General features: G+C 69.9%; 17 protein-coding genes. 10 read left to right on the top strand and 7 right to left on the bottom strand.

All coding sequences use genetic code 11. The features are described from left to right. Positions 1 to 68 precede the first annotated feature (68 nt). Complete coding sequence (locus AB4070_RS05970; protein ID WP_441979304.1) at positions 69 to 620, top strand: hypothetical protein; 552 nt, start codon at positions 69 to 71, stop codon at positions 618 to 620. A gap of 9 nt (positions 621 to 629) precedes the next feature. Here AB4070_RS05970 and AB4070_RS05965 read toward each other — a convergent pair whose 3' ends face one another. From AB4070_RS05965 to AB4070_RS05940, 6 genes are read right to left on the bottom strand one after another with little or no spacing between them, the layout of a single operon-like run. Next, complete coding sequence (locus AB4070_RS05965; RefSeq protein WP_441979303.1) at positions 630 to 1847, bottom strand: multidrug effflux MFS transporter; 1218 nt, start codon at positions 1845 to 1847, stop codon at positions 630 to 632. After that, positions 1844 to 2845 (bottom strand): alpha/beta hydrolase, encoded by a 1002-nt coding sequence (locus AB4070_RS05960; protein ID WP_441979302.1) that lies wholly within the window; start codon positions 2843 to 2845, stop codon positions 1844 to 1846. Before AB4070_RS05960 ends, AB4070_RS05965 begins: the two co-directional genes overlap by 4 nt. Beyond that, a complete protein-coding gene (locus AB4070_RS05955) occupies positions 2842 to 3849 on the bottom strand; it encodes an alpha/beta hydrolase (RefSeq protein ID WP_441979301.1) in 1008 nt (335 codons plus the stop codon). The genes AB4070_RS05960 and AB4070_RS05955 overlap by 4 nt, the downstream gene beginning before the upstream one ends. A 48-nt stretch (positions 3850 to 3897) precedes the next feature. After that, entirely contained in the window at positions 3898 to 4872 is a 975-nt protein-coding gene (locus AB4070_RS05950; protein WP_441979300.1) for an aldo/keto reductase, read from the bottom strand. Positions 4873 to 4880: 8 nt separating this feature from the next. Beyond that, positions 4881 to 5981, bottom strand: coding sequence for a zinc-binding dehydrogenase (locus tag AB4070_RS05945; RefSeq protein ID WP_441979299.1), 1101 nt, complete (start codon positions 5979 to 5981; stop codon positions 4881 to 4883). Positions 5982 to 5991: 10 nt separating this feature from the next. Further along, positions 5992 to 6726, bottom strand: a complete 735-nt coding sequence (locus tag AB4070_RS05940) for an SDR family NAD(P)-dependent oxidoreductase (protein WP_441979298.1) — start codon at positions 6724 to 6726, stop codon at positions 5992 to 5994. 100 nt (positions 6727 to 6826) lie between these two features. Between AB4070_RS05940 and AB4070_RS05935 the strand changes: the two genes are divergently transcribed. Continuing rightward, positions 6827 to 7789 (top strand): aldo/keto reductase, encoded by a 963-nt coding sequence (locus AB4070_RS05935; protein ID WP_441979297.1) that lies wholly within the window; start codon positions 6827 to 6829, stop codon positions 7787 to 7789. Positions 7790 to 7813: 24 nt separating this feature from the next. On the opposite strand, the gene AB4070_RS05930 is transcribed toward AB4070_RS05935, so the two are convergent. Next, entirely contained in the window at positions 7814 to 8257 is a 444-nt protein-coding gene (locus AB4070_RS05930) for a DUF4259 domain-containing protein (RefSeq protein WP_441979296.1), read from the bottom strand. Here AB4070_RS05930 and AB4070_RS05925 point away from each other — a divergent pair. The 8 genes from AB4070_RS05925 (at position 8256) to AB4070_RS05890 (ending at position 16754) form a co-directional block, all read left to right on the top strand. Beyond that, positions 8256 to 8516: a hypothetical protein gene (locus AB4070_RS05925; protein ID WP_441979295.1), complete on the top strand. Its 261-nt coding sequence runs from the start codon at positions 8256 to 8258 to the stop codon at positions 8514 to 8516. The two genes, AB4070_RS05930 and AB4070_RS05925, sit on opposite strands and share 2 nt — an antisense overlap. 17 nt (positions 8517 to 8533) lie before the next feature. Then, positions 8534 to 9889, top strand: coding sequence for a DUF222 domain-containing protein (locus AB4070_RS05920; RefSeq protein WP_441979294.1), 1356 nt, complete (start codon positions 8534 to 8536; stop codon positions 9887 to 9889). Between the two features lie 326 nt (positions 9890 to 10215). Continuing rightward, positions 10216 to 11742, top strand: a complete 1527-nt coding sequence (locus tag AB4070_RS05915) for an ABC transporter substrate-binding protein (protein WP_441979293.1) — start codon at positions 10216 to 10218, stop codon at positions 11740 to 11742. Positions 11743 to 11812: 70 nt separating this feature from the next. Further along, positions 11813 to 12754: an ABC transporter permease gene (locus tag AB4070_RS05910; RefSeq protein WP_046749688.1), complete on the top strand. Its 942-nt coding sequence runs from the start codon at positions 11813 to 11815 to the stop codon at positions 12752 to 12754. Further along, positions 12751 to 14544, top strand: a complete 1794-nt coding sequence (locus tag AB4070_RS05905) for a dipeptide/oligopeptide/nickel ABC transporter permease/ATP-binding protein (RefSeq protein ID WP_441979292.1) — start codon at positions 12751 to 12753, stop codon at positions 14542 to 14544. The genes AB4070_RS05910 and AB4070_RS05905 overlap by 4 nt, the downstream gene beginning before the upstream one ends. Next, a complete protein-coding gene (locus AB4070_RS05900; RefSeq protein ID WP_441979291.1) occupies positions 14541 to 15374 on the top strand; it encodes an ATP-binding cassette domain-containing protein in 834 nt (277 codons plus the stop codon). The genes AB4070_RS05905 and AB4070_RS05900 overlap by 4 nt, the downstream gene beginning before the upstream one ends. A gap of 47 nt (positions 15375 to 15421) precedes the next feature. Continuing rightward, positions 15422 to 16009, top strand: a complete 588-nt coding sequence (locus tag AB4070_RS05895) for a TetR/AcrR family transcriptional regulator (RefSeq protein WP_046749685.1) — start codon at positions 15422 to 15424, stop codon at positions 16007 to 16009. Between the two features lie 34 nt (positions 16010 to 16043). Continuing rightward, on the top strand, positions 16044 to 16754 hold the full coding sequence (locus AB4070_RS05890) for an alpha/beta fold hydrolase (protein ID WP_441979290.1): 711 nt from the start codon (positions 16044 to 16046) through the stop codon (positions 16752 to 16754). The last annotated feature ends 19 nt before the right edge of the window (positions 16755 to 16773 follow it).

Genomic DNA, 16773 nt, shown 5'->3' with positions numbered 1-16773 from the left:
CGCATGGCGTCGAGACCTGCGGCATTGCGGTCTAGCGTTATTGAGCGATTGATCAATATACTGCGGCTGTGGATCACCTCCTCCCCGCAGCACCGTGGCTGATGGCCGCGGCGGCGATCGTCTCTGCCGCCGCCACCGCGGCGCTCTGGCGCGCCGTGCCCTGGCAGGGGAGGCAGGCGTCGCTCATCATGGCGGCAGCCATGCTCGCGCTCGCGGCGACCGACGGCCGCAACCCGCTGGTCGGGCTCGTCCTGGGGGCCGTGCTGCTTGTGTCGGCCATGGTGGGCACGATGGGGGTGCGCGGCACGTCGGCAGCGGCGAGCTGCTGTCATCGAGCGCTGGTCTCCCTGGTGATGGCGATGTGCGCGTTCGACGGGGCGGTGGCGGCAGATCCGGTCGGAGCAGGCGTCTCGACATCCGTGTCTTCCGGTCACGGCGGGCACGGGCTGTCGGGAGTGCTGTCGGTGCTCGTGCTGGTCGGAGTCGTCGGGGTCGTGCTGTGGACGGTCGTCGCTGAGTGGTTCGTCGCTCCCGTGCATCGTGGCCGCACGGCGCGTCTGCTCACCGTCGAGTCGTGGGCGATGGCCGCCGGCGTCGCCGTCATGTGCCTCGGGTTCTGATCGGAGCTCTCAGACGGCCGCGGCCGGGCGCACGAACGCCCACGCGGCGACCGCGGCGACGGCGGCCGCCACGGTCATCGTCACGGCCATCGTGACGGCGTTCGTGCCGCCGACTCCTGCGGCGATCGGCGCGAGCACGGGTCCGAACAGGAACGTCGACATCCCCAGCAGGGCGGAAGCCGTGCCCGCTCGCGCGCCGTGGTGGGCGAGGGCGAGGGTCTGGCCGTTGGGGCCACCCAGCCCCGAGCACAGCATGAAGCCGATCAATGCGGCGACGATGCCCGTGACGCCGACGTCGGAGAGGGCGAGCATCAGGAATGCGGTCGTCGCGACCAACGTGGCCGAGATGCCGCCGAGGTACACGCGCAGCGGGCCCCATCTGCCGACCACGAGACGGCTGAGCTGGCTGCCGGCGATGCTGGCCAGCGCTCCGGCCGCGAAAGCGAGGCTGAACGACTGCGGGCTCAGGCCGAATTCGTCCTGCAGCACGAACGACGACATGGACAGGTAGGTGAAGAAGGCCACACCGCCTCCTGCTGCGGCGCACAGCACCGCCACGAACAGACGATCGCGGACGACGGCCCCGGCATGGAGTCCGAGCGTGCGCAGACCTCCGCCGTGACGGGCGGCGGCGGGCAGGGTCTCCGGCAGGGCGAGCACGACGACCAGGAGCAGCACGACACCCACCGCGCTGAGCACGCCGAAGATGCCTCGCCAATCCATGATCAGCGCGAGCTGACCGCCGACCACGGGCGCGACGATCGGCGCGGTGCCCGAGACCAGGAACAGCAACGACAGCATGCGCGACAGCTCGATGCCCTCGAACTGGTCGCGGGCGATCGCGAGACAGATCACGATGCCGGCCGAGCCCGCGAGACCCTGCAGGAAGCGGACCACCAGCAGGACCTCGATCGTCGGGGCGAGAGCGCACAGGAGGGAGAGCACGGCGAAGGCCGAGACGCCCACCATGAGCGGGAGCCTCCTGCCGAGACGGTCGCTGAGCGGTCCGGCGACGAGCTGGCCGAGGCCGAGGCCGATCATGCAGGCCGACATCGTCGCCTGAGCGAGCGCCTCGGTGGTGTCGAGGGACGCGGCGAGCTGCGGCAGCTGGGGCAGATACAGGTCCATCGACAGCGGACCGAACGCCTCCAGCATGCCGAGCACGAGCATGGCCCGCAGTGTGCTCATCCGCGGGCGCGGGGCTGCTCCGGACGCGGTGATGCTCATCCGTCCAGGCGCAGGGTGCGCCGCAGCCAGCTGTCGCGAGCGGCGTCGGCCGCCCGTGAGACCTCCGCTTCGGCGGAGAAGCCGGAGAACCCGTGATAGCCGCCGGCCCAGACGTGCAGCTCCGCGCGGCCTCCCGTCGCCCAGATACGCAGGGCGTAGTCGACGGCCTCGTCTCGGAACGTCTCGGCCGCTCCGACCTCGATGAACGCGGGCGCGAGGCCCGACAGGTCGTCGGCCCGGGCGGGCGAGGTGTACGGAGAGACCCGGTCGGTGCCGCGGTCGGATCCGGTGATCGCGTTCCAGGCCGTGTCGTTGTTGTGGCGATCCCAGGCGCCGAACCCGTCGTACTGGCGACTGGAGACGGTGTCGTTGCGGTCGTCGAGCATCGGGCAGCCGAGCAGCTGTCCTGCCAGGCGCGGCCCGCCGCGGTCGCGCGCCATCAGGGCGACGGCGGCGGAGAGCCCGCCGCCCGCGCTCATGCCGGAGGCGATGATGCGGTCCGGGTCGATGCCGAGCTCGTCGGCGTGCGCGGCCATCCATTCCAATGCCGCGTAGCAGTCCTCCGCCTGTGCGGGGCCGGGATGCTCGGGGGCCAGGCGGTACTCGACGGCGACACCCACCACGCCGTGGCGTTCGGCGAGGTCGATGAGCTCGCCCGTGCCGAAGAACCGGGTGCCGAGGACCATGCCGCCGCCGTGGATCGACAGCACGGCGGGTGCCGGTGCATTCGCGGGTGCCGAGGCGTTCGCGGGTGCGGTCGGGCGGACGATCGTGATCTCGATGTCGGGGGCGCCGTCAGGGCCGGGGATCGTCCGGTCCTCCCAGGCGACCGCCCGCCCTTCTGCCTGTGTCGCCATGGGCGGGATGATCGTCGCGAAGTGGTCGCGGTTGGCGTGGATCGTCTCGGCGCGCAGCGGGATCACCTCGACGAGGTCGACGAACGCCGTCAGCCCAGGGACGAGCGCGGGATCGTACGGCACCGGTGCGGGAGCGGTCATCGGCGGGCCAGCCAGATCCGGCGCAACCAGGAGGCGCGGGTGGCGAGGGCCGCGCGCGAGATCTCGGCATCCGGCATGTACATGTCGAAGCCGTGCGCGCCACCGCCCCACACGTGCAGCTCCGCCTGGCCGCCGGTCGCCCAGATACGCAGGGCGTACTCGGTGTCCTCGTCGCGGAAGGCCTCCGCCTCGCCGACCTCGATGAAGGCGGGTGGGAGGGAGGAGAGGTCCGTCGCACGGCTCGGAGCGGCGTACGCAGGGGCTTCCGGACTGAAGGCGAGGTCGTCGCCGAGCACGCACGACCAGGCGAGGAGGTTCATCTCCCGCTGCCAGGTGCCGATGCCGTCGTACTGGCGGCTCGCGACGCTGGTGTTCGTGTTGTCGATCATCGGGCACAGCAGCAGTTGCCCTGCCATGAGCGGGCCGCGCCGGTCGCGGGCCATCAGCGCGACGGCCGCCGCGAGACCACCGCCGGCGCTGCCGCCTCCGACCACGATGCGATCGGGGTCTATCCCGAGGTCGGCGGCGTGGGTGTGCACCCAGACGAAGGCCGCGTAGCAGTCCTCCACTCCGGCAGGGAAGGGGTCCTCCGGCGCGAGACGGTATTCGACGTTCACCGCGACGACGCGGTGCTCGGCGACGATGTCGACCACGCGGCCGGTCTCCCAGGAGCGGTGGCCGACGATCATGCCCCCACCGTGGATGTTCACGAAGCCGGGGAGCACATCGTGCGCGGTGCCAGCAGGACGGAACACCGTGATCGCGATGTCCGGGGCGCCGGCTGGGCCGGGGATGATCCGGTCCTCCCACTCGATCGCCCGTCCGGCGATCACGGTGTCGTTGTCCGGGAACATGCGGTCGGTGCCCTCGCGCGGGAGGGTGTCGCGGGTCAGCGCCGGCTGCGGGTTCCTGTCGAGCTCATCGAGCACGGCCTGCACCTCGGGGTCGAACGGCACGGGGGTGAGGGTGGGACGTCCGGCGGCGGTGGCGGTGGGGGTGGTCATGGGTCTCCTTGCGAAGGGCTTCGGGCGGGCGTGGTCGCGGGACCGGGTTCAGGGGCCCTCGGGATCGACGACGTCGCGGTCGGCCCAGAACGGCTCGACGAGTTCGCGGAGTGCCGCGGCGCCGACGCGCTCGACCAGCACGGCGGCGTCGAGGTTCGCCCGCAGCTGCGTGACGCTCGATGCGCCGAAGAGCGTGGTCGTGAGGGCAGGATGCGTGAGGGTGAAAGCCAGGCCGAGCTGTGCGGGCGAGGCGCCGAGCGATTCCGCGAGCGCCGTGAACGCGGGCACGTCGGCGATGATCCGCGTGCGGATGTCTCCGGGGTCGCGGCCGATCTGCCGGTCGCCGTTCACCTTCCCGGCGAGCACGCCGCCTTCCAGGCAGTCCGACGCCTGCAGGGTGAGGCCCTGCTCCCACAGGCGGGCGAACGGGGCGCCGTCGGGGATCGAGCGTCGGGACACGCTGTACTTCAGCTGTGCGATCTGCGGTCCGGCGACCCCCTCTCGTGCGGCGAGGTCGATCAGCGTCTGGATGCTCGAGGCCGACCAGTTGTTCACGCCCCACGCGCGGATGAGTCCGGCGTCGGTGAGCCGGGCGAGATCGATCACGAGGTCGCGCAGGTCGAGGTCGTCGCGCCGCAGGTCGCCCAGGATCACGAGGTCGGCGTGTTCGACTCCCACCCGCATCAGGGCGTTCTCGAGCTGCGGGCGGAAGCCGTCGGCGTCGAAGGCCTCGAGCCACAGCTTCGAGGACAGCAGCCAGTCCTCACGGGCGAGACCGGCGGCGCGGACCATGGCGGAGAAGATGACATCCGTGAACACGGGCGGGGCGCCGGGCGCGGAGTACACGCCGACGTCGAAGAGGTTGACACCGCGCTCCACGGCCTCCCGCAGCATGGCCACCGCGTCGGCGAAGTCCATGCGGTCGTAGGTGTGCCACGAGCCGAGCGAGAACAGCGAAGCATCGATGCCGCTGCGACCTATCTCGCGGCGGGGAACGCTTCCGTGGGGGCGGGGAGTGATCATCTGAAGGCTCACATTCTCGGGTCGATGACGGCCTTGACCTCATCGAGGTGGTGCATACGGGCGATCTTGTCCGAGGCGTCGGCGAGACCGACGGGGGCGCTGAACAGGGTGTCCCACGGGTAGCGATCGGCGAAGGCGGCGAAGAAGTCGATGGCCCTGGCGTAGTCCGAGATGTCGCCGTTCAGCGAACCGACCACCGTGAGCTCCTTGCCCATGATCGTGCTGAGGGCGAAGCCGTCGCCCGCTGGTCCCGTGGAGCCGACGATCGCGATCGTGCCGCGCTGCGCGGCCATGCCGACGGCATCGGGGCCGACGCTCGGTGCCCCGGCGAAGTCGAAGACGTGGTCGGCGCCGACGCCGCCGGTGAGTTCCAGAACCTGATCCACGACGGGTCCGTCGCGGAAGTCGACGACGGCATCGGCACCGAAGCGCGCGGCGAGCTCGAGGCGCGCGGCAGGAGCGCCGACCGTGATGACGCGACCCGCACCGGCGATCTTCGCGACGGCGGTGGCGAAGATGCCGAGCGCTCCGGACCCCTGGACCACGACGGTCGAGCCTGGACGGATGCGGCCCGCGCGCTCGAAGGCGCGCAGCACGGTCTTCGCCGCGCATCCCGCCATCGACGCCCACGTGTCCTTGACCGTCGGTGGCAGCAGCAGCTTGGCCGCACCGGGCGTGACGTAGGCGTACTCGGAGAGCCCCGCGGTGGCGAACGGGTGCACATCGGCGCGCTGCAGGAATCCGTAGCCGCGGCGCGAGCATGCGACGGGCTCGCGCAGGACGACGCAGCCGTGGCACTCCCCGCAGGTCGACTCCGACCAGCCGATGCGGTCGCCCGGGGAGAGCGGTCGCCCGAGCGCATCGCGGGTGTCCTGGCCGACGGCGACGATCTCGCCGACCATCTCGTGCCCGAGGACCATGGGCAGCATGCCGGGGAAGGTCATCCTCCCCTCCCAGATCTCGATGTCGGTGCCGCAGAGGGTGGTGCAGGCGATGCGCACGAGCGCGGCGCCCGGGTCGACCTCGCTCGGAAGGGGGAGCTCCTGCAGCGCGAGGGGTTCGCCGTGGGCGGTGAGCACGGCGGCGCGGGTGAGGGTGGGGATCGACATGGGGGTCCTCTCAGACCAAGAGCTGGCCGCCGTCGACGGCGACGGAGACTCCGGTGATGTGGCTGGCGGCGTCGCTCGCGAGGAACAGCACGAGCGGCGTGATCTGGTCGACCTCGGCGATGCTCCCGAGCGGGATGCGCGACTCCCAGGCGGCTCGGGCGTCGGGGTCGGAGGCGAAGCCGGCGGTCAGCGGGGTGAGGACCGGACCCGGCGCTATGGCGTTCACGCGCACTCCCGAGGCGGAGAGCTCGAGGGCGGCGGTGCGGGTGAAGGCGTCGACCGCGGCCTTGGTCGCCTCGTAGTGTCCGAGGCCCGCGGTGGGCTGGCGGGCGCCGATCGAGGAGATGTTGACGATCGAACCATGTCGCGCCTCGGCCAGCAGCGCGCCGAAGACGTGGAGCATGAGGAACGTGCCGCGTACATTGACGCGGAGGACGGCATCCACCACATCCACCGGCACCTCCTGCAGCGTGCCGCCACCAGCGACGATGCCGGCGTTGTTGACCAGCACGTCGATGCCGCCGGACTCCCTGACCCGCTCGGCCGCCGCTCGCACCGACGCTTCGTCGCCGATGTCGAGGGGGAGCGGGACGGCGCCGATCTCGGCGGCGACGGCAGCGGCTGCGTCGGCGTCCACGTCGCCGATGAACACCTCGTCGCCGGCCGTGCGGAAGGCGGCGGCGATGCCGCGGCCGAGCCCGGACGCCCCTCCGGTGACCAGGATGCGGCGGGGGGAAGCGGTCATGGTCGTCCTCACTGACGGGTGTTCTGACGGGATGAGTCCGTTATATTCTACAAACATAGAAAAACACAACCCTGTGCTACGAGACGGCGAAGGAGCCCTCATGCCCGATCCGACATATCCCCGCACACCCCTGTTCTCGGGCGGTGCGCCGGTACCGCCGCTCGCCCTGGGGTCGTGGAACACCTGGGATCGCATGGAACGGGACGAAGCTGTCACTCTCATCCGGCGCGCGATCGAGCTCGATGCGGGGTTCTTCGACGTCGCGTACTACAACATGGGTCCGCACGCCGAGAACTCCCGCACCGACGTCCTGTTCGGCGAGGCGCTGCGGGCGAGCGGCGTCGACCGGGCGGACATCGTGCTGTGCGGGAAGCTCTGGCTGTGGGACTGGCCGAACCAGGGGTTCCGTGCGCAGCTCGTGGAGTCGCTGCAGCGGGCCGGCCTCGACCGGTTCGACACCCTCGTGGTGGGCGACTACCTCGATGCTCCTGACCTGCCGCGGCTCGTGGCCGACGTGAACGCGCTGATCGACGAGGGTCTCGTCGGTTCCTGGGGTATCAACAACTGGCGCATCGAGCACACGCGGCAGGCGCTCGCGGAATCCGAGGCTCAGGGGGCGGCCGGACCGGTGTTCGCGCAGTTGAAGTACGGCATCGCTCGTCGGTCGATGGCGGAGGGTGAGGCTTACGGGCCGCTGTTCGCCGACGGCACGTTCACCCTCCAGGCGTCGGACGTGTTCGAGGGCGGCATCCTCGCCACCGGGCGGATGCCGGAACGGAAGATCGGTGCCGACGTCGGCGGGATCCGTGAGCAGATCGCGGCCGTCTACCCCGAGGTCGCGCGGGTCGCCGAGGGGTTCGGCGTGACGCCGGCAGCACTCGGCATCGCCTTCTGCCTGTCCAACCCCGCGACGGCGAACGTGCTGTTCGGCGCCTCACGCGTCGCACAGCTCGAGCTCAACCATGCCGCCCTCGCGCTGGCGCGCGACCACGGCGACGAGGTGCGCACCGCCCTCGCCGACTGCTGGGTCGACCGCGGAGTGCGGGCGGATGGAGCGTGGTGAGTGGTGGGGGAGTGCGGGTGGTGTTTACGACTCCCGCTCGCGGGCGAGTGAAACGGCGCGCTCGAAGGTCGACACGATGACCTGTCGCCGGTCGATGCGATAGTCCTCGTCGGGATCGAGCTCGTCGATGTACTCGTCCCACACGCGGACGTATCGATCCCGCCACCCTTCGAGGGTGCTGCGGGAGGGGAAGGTCGCCCCCACGCGACCTGCGGACGCGATGTCGGTGAGGATCTCGAGCCACGCGGGGGCCATCGACCCTCCCCATTCGTCAGGCTGCAGCTCGGTGTCGTCGTCCTCGTCGGCGAACACCTCCGCGATCTTCGCGATCAGGTCGTCGGTGATCGCGCTCAGTCCGTCCGCGACGGTGTCGTCGTCGAAGTTCCCCGGTCCCCATGTGCCCACGTCGCCCTCTTCTCTGTCGTCCGGTGCGGTTGCTCCGGTGAACCATGCGAGCATGATGCGCATGGCGGGAAATGGAGAGCGGGAGTCGGTCGAGTTGCAGCTGACGGCTGGCGGAGCGCTGGTGCTCTTCGAATGGCTGGCCGCTGCCAACGCGAGTGGTGCGCTCGTGGTCGATGAGGCGGAGCGGCGTGTGCTCTGGGATCTGGAGGCGCAACTCGAGACGAAGCTCGTCGAGCCGTTCCTCCCCGGGTATCGTGCGCTCGTCGATGAGGCGCGGAATGCCGGAATGGAATCGAACATAACTTCGAAACTGGAGCGCTGATTCGATAGAATCGAGGCATGTCGAAGTTGGCCGTGTTGCACGAGGCGATGTCCCGCCTCGATGCGGCATGGGCCGACGCCGAGAGTTCGGGAGACCTCTCGCGTGAACAGCTGATCGCGGTGAGTACGTCGATCGGCGTGCTCCAACGCCGGCTGGACGCGGTGCATATCGAAGTCGCCGCATGCATCTCGCGGGAGTCGCGTCCGGAGCTGGGGGCGGAGAGCCTTGCGAAGCAGCAGGGCTTCCGGAATCCGGCGACCTTGATCGCGGCGACCGTCGGGGTGTCGCGCGGTGACGCGCATCGGCTGGTGAAGGTCGGAGAGGCGGTCGCACCACGCGCCGATCTCCTCGGCGTACCGCTGCCGCCGAGGTATCCGCTGGTTCGGGAGGCGCTCGGCGCGGGCGCACTCAGCGCTCAGGCGGCGGCGGTGATCATCGCGCTGCTCGACCGATGCCGCGTGGCGGTCGGCGTCGAGCGTGTCGCCGAGACGGAGCGTGTGCTGGTCGAGAAGTCGGCGGGGCTCGCGCTCGACGACGTGCGGAGGCTGGTCGTGCGGGCGGAAGCCTGGTGGGACCCGCAAGGGGTGGAGTCGCGTCTGGAGGAGCAGCGTTCCCGACGATCCCTGACCATCCACGAGCGCGGCGGGATGGTGCATCTGAATGCCGTCCTCGATGCGGAGACCGCCGCGCCCGTCGTGACCGCCATCCGCGGCTACGTGAGCGCCGCATTCGCCGCGCGGAAGGATGCGGCGGCCCCGGACGCGCCCGATGTCGATCGTCGCACCGTGCCGATGATCCAGGCCGACGCGCTCGCGGTGTTCGCCGGGCATGTGCTCGACTGCGAGGCTCGCCTGCCGTTGGCGGGCGCGACCGTCATCGTGCGGCTGAGTCTCGACGCCCTGGAAGGGGGTGCGGGGTCGGCCGAGATCGACGGAATCGAGCAGCCCGTCAGCATCGGGGCTGCGCGGCGGATGGCTGCGGGCGGGGGCGTGATCCCGTGCATACTCGGTACCGCGAGCGAGGTGCTCGACTGGGGCCGGGAGAAGCGCCTCTTCACGCGATCGCAACGACTGGCCCTCGTGGAGAGGGATGGCGGCTGCGCCATGTGCGGACTCCCACCGGAGATGACGAAGGCGCACCATATCCGCTGGTGGAGACGTGACCACGGGCCGACCGATCTCTCGAACGGCGTGCTGCTGTGCGAGACCTGTCATCACCGCATTCACGACAACGGGTGGGACATCCGCATCGGTGGCGGTGGCGGGGGCGGTGGCGGAGATCGCGACAGGGTGTGGTTCCTGCCGCCCGCCTCGATCGATCCGGCGCGCACTCCGCGACTGGGAGGGCGAGCACGCTTCGATGTCGCTGCCTGAGATGTCGCTGCCTGAGACGGGCGCTGCCTGAGACGGGTGCTGCCTGAGGTGGGCGCTGTCTGAGGTGGGCGCTGTCTGAGGCGGGTGCTGCCTGACACGGGCGGCGTCTGTGTGGGGTACCGATCTGCCGCTATGCCTGCGCGCTCGGACAAGCCCGGTGCACCCCCGGGCATGGAGCGGGGTATCCGCACTGAGAATCGCCCTTGCGCTCTTTTTCCACGCCTGTAGACTAACCAGCGCGACACATCGAGGTGACGCCGGATCCGGCCTCCGGCCAGCGGCACTCCGAGCCTTCTTCACCACCCTTGCACCCGAGAGAAGGAACCATGAAACGAATGCCCCTCGCGCTCGCCGCAGCCGTGGCCGCGACCCTCGCGCTCGCCAGCTGCAGCGGCGGAGCACCATCCCCGTCCGACGGCAGCGCCGCCGAAGGCCCCGACGCCCTGAACATCGGCAACTTCCTCGACATCACGTCGTGGGATCCCTCCCTCGCCGACATCGGCTTCGACGGTCCGTACCTCTCCGCGGTCTACGACGCCCTGATCGCCCTCGACGCCGACGGCGAACCGATCCCGTCGCTGGCGACCGAGTGGACTGTCGCCGACGACGACCTGAGCATCGACCTCGACATCCGCACCGACGCCGTGTTCAGCGACGGCACCCCGGTCGACGTCGACGCCGTCATCACCAGCCTCGAGTACCTGAAGGCGGGAGCGCGCTCCGGGGAGGCCTACGTCAACGTCGCCGCGTTCGAGAAGGTCGACGACGACACCGTGCGCATCGTGCTCACACAGCGCGACGACACGATCCTCTACTTCATGGGCCTCGGCCGCAGCTATGTGGCCTCGCCCGCCGCCATCGAGGCGGGAACCCTCGGCAGCGAGCCGATCGGCTCCGGCCCCTACGTCCTCGACAGCGCCACGAGCGTCGCCGGTGCGGAGTACCACTTCACCAAGACCGCCGACTACTGGGATGCCGAGACCTATCCGTTCTCCGAGCTCGCGATCTACCCGATCACCGACGCCACCGCTCGGCACAACGCGATGCTCAGCGGCCAGATCAACGTGCAGTACGGCGACGTCGCCAACCTCGAACAGGCGAAGCAGCAGGGCTGGAACACCGCGGAGCGCGTCTCCGGCTGGGCGGGACTCGTCATCACCGACCACACCGGCGCCAAGAGCGAGCCCCTCGGCAAGCTCGAGGTGCGCCAGGCCCTGAACTACGCGTTCGACGGCGCCGCGATCCTCGGCGCCGTCGGCAGCGGCGCTGGCGTCGCCACGAACCAGGTGTTCCCCGACGGCGGCTCGGTCAACGACCCCGCCCTCAACGAGACCTACGCCTACAACATGGACAAGGCCAAGCAGCTGCTCGCCGACGCCGGCTACCCCGACGGCTTCGCGATCTCGATGCCCATGTCGCCGATCTTCGAGATGTGGAAGCCCTCCGCAGAGCAGGCGCTCAACGAGCTGGGCGTCACGGTCACCTGGGACAACATGCAGATGCCCGACTACCAGCTGAACGCGCCCAACTACCCGATGTTCATCTCGTTCCTCGCGATGGACGGCAACGACGTCGCGACGGTGGCCCGCCAGGTCACCAGCGTGCAGTGGTTCAACCCCGAACCCGACTATGCCCAGAACGAGGTCATCGCCCCGCTCGTCGACAAGGTGCAGAAGGAACGCGGCGACGCGCAGACCGACGCCGTCAAGGAGCTCAACAAGGCCCTCGTCGATCAGGCGTGGTGGTCGGTCTGGTACCAGGCCAACAACATCTACTACACGGCGCCCGGCATCCAGCTGCAGCCCGTCGTCGGGATGATGTTCCCCACCCTGCGCTACATCACCCAGGGCTGATGCCCTCCGGGGGCGGCCACGACACGGCCGCCCCCGGATCCTTCCCCCTCCGACCCCTCCCGAGGTTCTCATGCTTGTGTTCACGGCGAAGCGGGTGCTGTCCGGCATCCTCCTGCTCGTCGCGGTCTCGATCGGCACCTTCTTCCTGGCGCACCTCGCCATCAGCGACCCGACCGCGTCCCTGCTCGGCACCACGGCGAGCCCCGCCCAGCAGGCGGCGTTGGCCGAGAAGATCGGTCTCGACCGTCCGCTCCTCGTGCAGTTCTGGGACTGGCTCTCACACGCCGTGCTGCTCGACTTCGGCGTCTCCTGGCGCAACTTCCAACCGGTGAGCGCACAGCTCGCGATCAAGGTCCCGGTGACGCTGAGCGTCGTGACCTTCGCGACGCTCATCACCGCGGTCGTCGGCATCGGGTTCGGCATGATCACCGGACTCCGACCAGGCACCTGGTTCGACCGCATCATCAAGGGCATCTCCGTCGTGCTGTTCGCTCTCCCGGGATTCTGGGTCAGCCTCGTGCTGGTGATGTGGCTCGCCGTGCAGCTGAAGTGGTTCCCGGCCGTGGGCTACGTGCCCCCGACGCAGTCCGTCGACGGCTGGCTGCGCTCCATCACCCTTCCGGCGATCTCGCTCGCGCTGGGCGGCATCGTCGCCGTGTCGGAGCAGCTGCGCAACGCCGTCATCGCGCAGAGCCGACAGGACTGGGTGCGCACGCTTCGCAGTCGTGGACTCTCCGCCGCTCGCGTCAACCTGCACATCCTGCGCAACGCCTCGCCGGCGGCCCTCACCGTGATCGCGCTCATGTTCGTCGGCCTCCTCTCCGGTGCGATCGTGGTCGAGCAGATCTTCAGCCTCCCGGGTCTCGGCCAGCTCACGAACCAGTCATCGCAGAACGGCGACATCCCCATGCTGCTCGGCATCACGGTCGTCTCGGTCGTCTTCGTCGTCCTCATCAACCTCCTGCTCGACCTCGTGCTCGGCTGGATCAATCCGAAGGTGCGCGTCGCATGACCACGACAGACATCAGGGTCGCGTTCGACCGTGCGGCGCAGAAGCGGAGGTCGAGCCTGTTCCGGCGGTTCCTCCGTCACCCCGGTGGGTACATCCCGCTCGGCATCTTCGTGCTCATCGTGCTGGTGGGCGTGTTCGCCCCGCTGCTCGCACCGATGGACCCGAACTTCGTCGACCTGTCCGCCGCGAAGGCCGCACCGGGACCGGAGCATCTGCTCGGTGGCGACTCCACGGGGCGGGACATCCTCAGCCGCCTCATCTACGGCACCCGCACGACGCTGTGGGGCGCGCTCATCACGATCGTCACGGCCCTCGTGATCGGTGTGCCCGCCGGTGTCGCCGCCGGCTATTTCGGGGGAGCGTTCGATCGGGTCTCCACCTGGATCAGCGACGCCCTGCAGTCGATCCCCGGCATGATCATCCTGCTCGTCGTGGCCGCAGGCTCCCGCAACAACTTCGAGCTCCTGATGGCCACCGTCGGCGTCTTCATGGTGCCCGGCTACTTCCGCATCGCCCGCTCGCAGACGCTCGCCGTGCGCAGCGAGCCGTACATCGACGCCGCGAGGGTCTCCGGCCTCTCCGACGGACGGATAATCTTCCGCCACGTGATCAAGGCCGTCTACCCGCCCGTGATCATCCAGACGGCGCTGACCGCCGGCATCGCGATGGGCATGCAGGCCGGCCTCCAGTTCCTCGGCATCGGCGATTCCAATGTCCCGAGCTGGGGAGCCATGATGCTGGAGGGCTTCCGCCTCATGCTCACGTATCCGCTCATGCTGCTGTGGCCGTCGGCAGCCCTCGGTCTCACGATCGCGGTGCTCGCGATCATGGGGTCGACGCTCGCCGAGCTGGTGCAGGTGCGCACGCCGCGGGTGTCCCGTCGTCGGAAGGACGCCGCCGTGTCCGCCGCCGTGTCCGCCGCGAACTCCTCGTCCGGCGCGGCGCAGCACGCCGCGGAGGCCTCGGCTCTGCGCGTGGAGAACCTCCGGGTCGTGCACGCCACACCGAACGGCGAGACCGAGGTGGTGCACGGGGTGACCCTCGACGTCGCCCCCGGCGAGGTCGTCGGCATCGTCGGCGAGTCGGGATCCGGCAAGTCGCAGACGGTCTTCTCGGTGCTCGACCTGCTTCCGGCCACCGGGCGGGCGACCGCCGACGCGATCTGGGTCGGGGGTGTCGACGTCACGCGGGCGACACCCGCGCAGCGCCATGCCCTTCTGGGGCGCTCCATCGGCTACGTGCCGCAGGAGCCGATGAGCAACCTCGACCCCTCGTACACGATCGGCCATCAGCTGGTGGAGCCGCTGCGCCGCACGCACGGACTCGGCAAGGCCGCGGCGAAGGACCGCGCCAGGGAGATGCTCGTGCGAGTGGGCCTCACCGATCCCGACCGGGTGATGCGCAGCTACCCGCACCAGGTGTCGGGTGGCATGGCGCAGCGGGTGCTGATCGCGGGGGCGATCGCCGGCAAGCCGTCGCTCCTCGTCGCCGACGAACCGACGACCGCACTCGACGTCACCGTGCAGGCCGAGGTGCTGGAGCTGCTGCGCGAGCTGCAGGCGGAGTACGGGATGGCATTGCTCATCGTCACGCACAACTTCGGCGTCGTGGCGGACATCTGCGATCGGGTGATCGTGATGCGCGGGGGCGACATCGTGGAGTCGGGCCCGGTCGACGACCTCTTCGCCGCCCCCACCGTCGACTACACGCGAGAACTGATCGCCGCGTCGCTCGACGACGCCGAGGGCAGAGCCGAGCTCGACCGCCGCACGACGGGAGTCCCCGCATGAACCCGCTGCTCGAGGTGAACGACCTGGTCGTGGAGTACGGTCGCGGACGGCAGGCCTACCGGGCACTGCACGGCGTCTCTCTCGATATCGGACCGGGGGAGTGCCTCGGTCTGGTCGGAGAGTCCGGGTCGGGGAAGTCGACGCTCGGCAAAGCCATCCTCGGGCTTGCCCCCGTCACTGCCGGCAGCATCCGGTTCGACGGGCGCGAGATCAGCCATCTCGGCTCCCGTCATCGCCGCGCGCTCGCCGATGACGTGCAGGTCGTCTTCCAGGACCCTTACGGTTCGCTGAATCCCGCCATGACGATCGGCGACATCCTCGCCGAACCGCTGCTCACCACCGGCATCGGTGCCAGGGCCGCAGAGGCGAAGGTACGGGAGATGCTCGATCGCGTGCGGCTGCCGTCGACGTCGGTGGACCGGTATCCGAGCGAGTTCTCCGGCGGGCAGAGACAACGGGTCGCGATCGCCCGCGCTCTGGTGCGGGGCCCTCGCCTGATCGTGTGCGACGAGCCGGTGAGTGCGCTCGACCTCACCACGCAGGCGACGATCCTCGACCTGTTCATCGAGCTGCAGCGCGATACCGGCGTGGCCTACCTCTTCGTCTCCCACGACCTGGGCGTCGTGCGGCGGGTCTGTCATCGGGTCGCCGTGATGTATCGCGGTGAGCTGGTCGAGGTCGGGGAGGGCGAGCAGGTGACCCGTGCGCCCGAGCATCCCTACTCCGAGCGCCTTCGGCTGGCCTCGCCTGTCGCCGACCCGCGCGCCCAGCGCGAACGTCGCGCGCAGTGGCTCGCTCTGCGGGAGGTGCGCGATGCGGCGGTACGGTAGCTCCAGGCCGGAACACTCCACGCAGCAGAATCGGCCGGAAGGACGACATGCCGAAGATCATCGACCACGACCAGCGTCGACGGGACATCGTCGAGGTGGCGAAGAGCATCATCCTGAAGGGCGGATTCGAGGCGGCGACCATGCGCAGCATCGCCGCCGAGGCCGGATTCGCGAACGGCGCCCTGAAGCACTACTTCCCCGGGAAGGAGAGCATCGTCGCCGCCACCTTCGAGACCGTGCTGCTCGAGCACGACACCTGGCTCCAGGAGTCGATCTCGGAGGGCGCGACGCCCGAGCGGATGCTGCAGCAGGTGCTCGAGGGAACGTTGCCGAGCAGTGTCGGGGAGATCGCGAGCGGGCGTGTGCTCCTCGCCCTCTGGGAGTACGCGATGTCGAACGATCAGCTCACGGTGCTCTACCGCACGCATCTCGCGCGGTGGCACGCGATGCTCGTCGAGCGGATGGAGGCGGCGCGCGATGCCGGATCCATCCGGGATCAGGACTATGCGGCCCTCGCGAACGAGTTCATCTCGGTCGCCGTCGGAGCGACGGTGATCAACCTCATGTATCCCGAAGGCGAGCGCATCGCCGACTACGAGGACTACATCCGGAAGTTCCTGGCGCGACTCCGCTGACCGCGAGGCGCCGTATTCGAGAGGAAGGCGCCTCATGACCGCATTGCTGTCCGTCTCGCACCACGCGGGGGTGGGGCGACCGGTCGTGTTCCTCCACGGCCTGGCCTCGCGGGGGCGTCTGGACTGGCCCGAAAGCGAGTGGGACGTCGTGTTCGGCGAGCGGCCGCGCATGGCGATCGACCTCCCGGCACACGGCGACAGCATCGCGCTCGGGGCCGCGCCGACCTCGGCCGTGATCGACGCGATCGCCGCGTCGATCCGTGCGACCGTCGGTGAGCAGGAGGTCGACCTCGTCGGCTACTCGCTCGGGGCACGGCTGGCGTGGGATCTCGCGTCCCGTGGCGACCTCGCCGTGCGGCGGCTCGTGCTCGGCGGGCTCAGCGCAGAGGAGCCCTTCTCCTTCGTCGACCTCCCGGCCGCGCGAGCCTCCCTCGCGGACGGCAGCGCGCCGGGCGATCCGCTCACGGGCATGATCCTCGGCATGGTGTCGACGCCGGGCAACCGTCCCGCCGACCTCCTCGATCTGATCGAGGGGCTGGCGGCGGAGCCGTTCGTCGCCGATCGCAGCGGGCCGAGCGTTCCGGTCCTCCTGATCGGCGGAGTCGACGACGGGATGGCGGCGGGGATCGACGACCTCGCGGCGCTGCTGCCCGATGCGCGGACCCGGCATGTTCCCGGCGACCATCTCGCGGCCCTGCACGCACCGGAGTTCCGGACCGCGGTGCGGGAGTTCCTCGCGGACTGAGACCACTCCACGACACCCG

Source organism: Microbacterium sp. 2RAF4 (assembly GCF_052115285.1).
In the GTDB taxonomy this organism is placed as follows: domain Bacteria; phylum Actinomycetota; class Actinomycetes; order Actinomycetales; family Microbacteriaceae; genus Microbacterium; species Microbacterium oxydans.
This window is presented reverse-complemented; position numbering and strand designations above follow the sequence as displayed.

What these genes read in the sequence shown, in the direction of transcription:
- AB4070_RS05965 (WP_441979303.1), bottom strand. Translation starts at nt 1,847, where the DNA reads ATGAGCATCACCGCGTCCGGAGCAGCCCCGCGCCCGCGGATGAGCACA.
- AB4070_RS05960 (WP_441979302.1), bottom strand. Translation starts at nt 2,845, where the DNA reads ATGACCGCTCCCGCACCGGTGCCGTACGATCCCGCGCTCGTCCCTGGG.
- AB4070_RS05955 (WP_441979301.1), bottom strand. Translation starts at nt 3,849, where the DNA reads ATGACCACCCCCACCGCCACCGCCGCCGGACGTCCCACCCTCACCCCC.
- AB4070_RS05950 (WP_441979300.1), bottom strand. Translation starts at nt 4,872, where the DNA reads ATGATCACTCCCCGCCCCCACGGAAGCGTTCCCCGCCGCGAGATAGGT.
- AB4070_RS05945 (WP_441979299.1), bottom strand. Translation starts at nt 5,981, where the DNA reads ATGTCGATCCCCACCCTCACCCGCGCCGCCGTGCTCACCGCCCACGGC.
- AB4070_RS05940 (WP_441979298.1), bottom strand. Translation starts at nt 6,726, where the DNA reads ATGACCGCTTCCCCCCGCCGCATCCTGGTCACCGGAGGGGCGTCCGGG.
- AB4070_RS05935 (WP_441979297.1), top strand. Translation starts at nt 6,827, where the DNA reads ATGCCCGATCCGACATATCCCCGCACACCCCTGTTCTCGGGCGGTGCG.
- AB4070_RS05925 (WP_441979295.1), top strand. Translation starts at nt 8,256, where the DNA reads ATGGCGGGAAATGGAGAGCGGGAGTCGGTCGAGTTGCAGCTGACGGCT.
- AB4070_RS05930 (WP_441979296.1), bottom strand. Translation starts at nt 8,257, where the DNA reads ATGCGCATCATGCTCGCATGGTTCACCGGAGCAACCGCACCGGACGAC.
- AB4070_RS05920 (WP_441979294.1), top strand. Translation starts at nt 8,534, where the DNA reads ATGTCGAAGTTGGCCGTGTTGCACGAGGCGATGTCCCGCCTCGATGCG.
- AB4070_RS05915 (WP_441979293.1), top strand. Translation starts at nt 10,216, where the DNA reads ATGAAACGAATGCCCCTCGCGCTCGCCGCAGCCGTGGCCGCGACCCTC.
- AB4070_RS05910 (WP_046749688.1), top strand. Translation starts at nt 11,813, where the DNA reads ATGCTTGTGTTCACGGCGAAGCGGGTGCTGTCCGGCATCCTCCTGCTC.
- AB4070_RS05905 (WP_441979292.1), top strand. Translation starts at nt 12,751, where the DNA reads ATGACCACGACAGACATCAGGGTCGCGTTCGACCGTGCGGCGCAGAAG.
- AB4070_RS05900 (WP_441979291.1), top strand. Translation starts at nt 14,541, where the DNA reads ATGAACCCGCTGCTCGAGGTGAACGACCTGGTCGTGGAGTACGGTCGC.
- AB4070_RS05895 (WP_046749685.1), top strand. Translation starts at nt 15,422, where the DNA reads ATGCCGAAGATCATCGACCACGACCAGCGTCGACGGGACATCGTCGAG.
- AB4070_RS05890 (WP_441979290.1), top strand. Translation starts at nt 16,044, where the DNA reads ATGACCGCATTGCTGTCCGTCTCGCACCACGCGGGGGTGGGGCGACCG.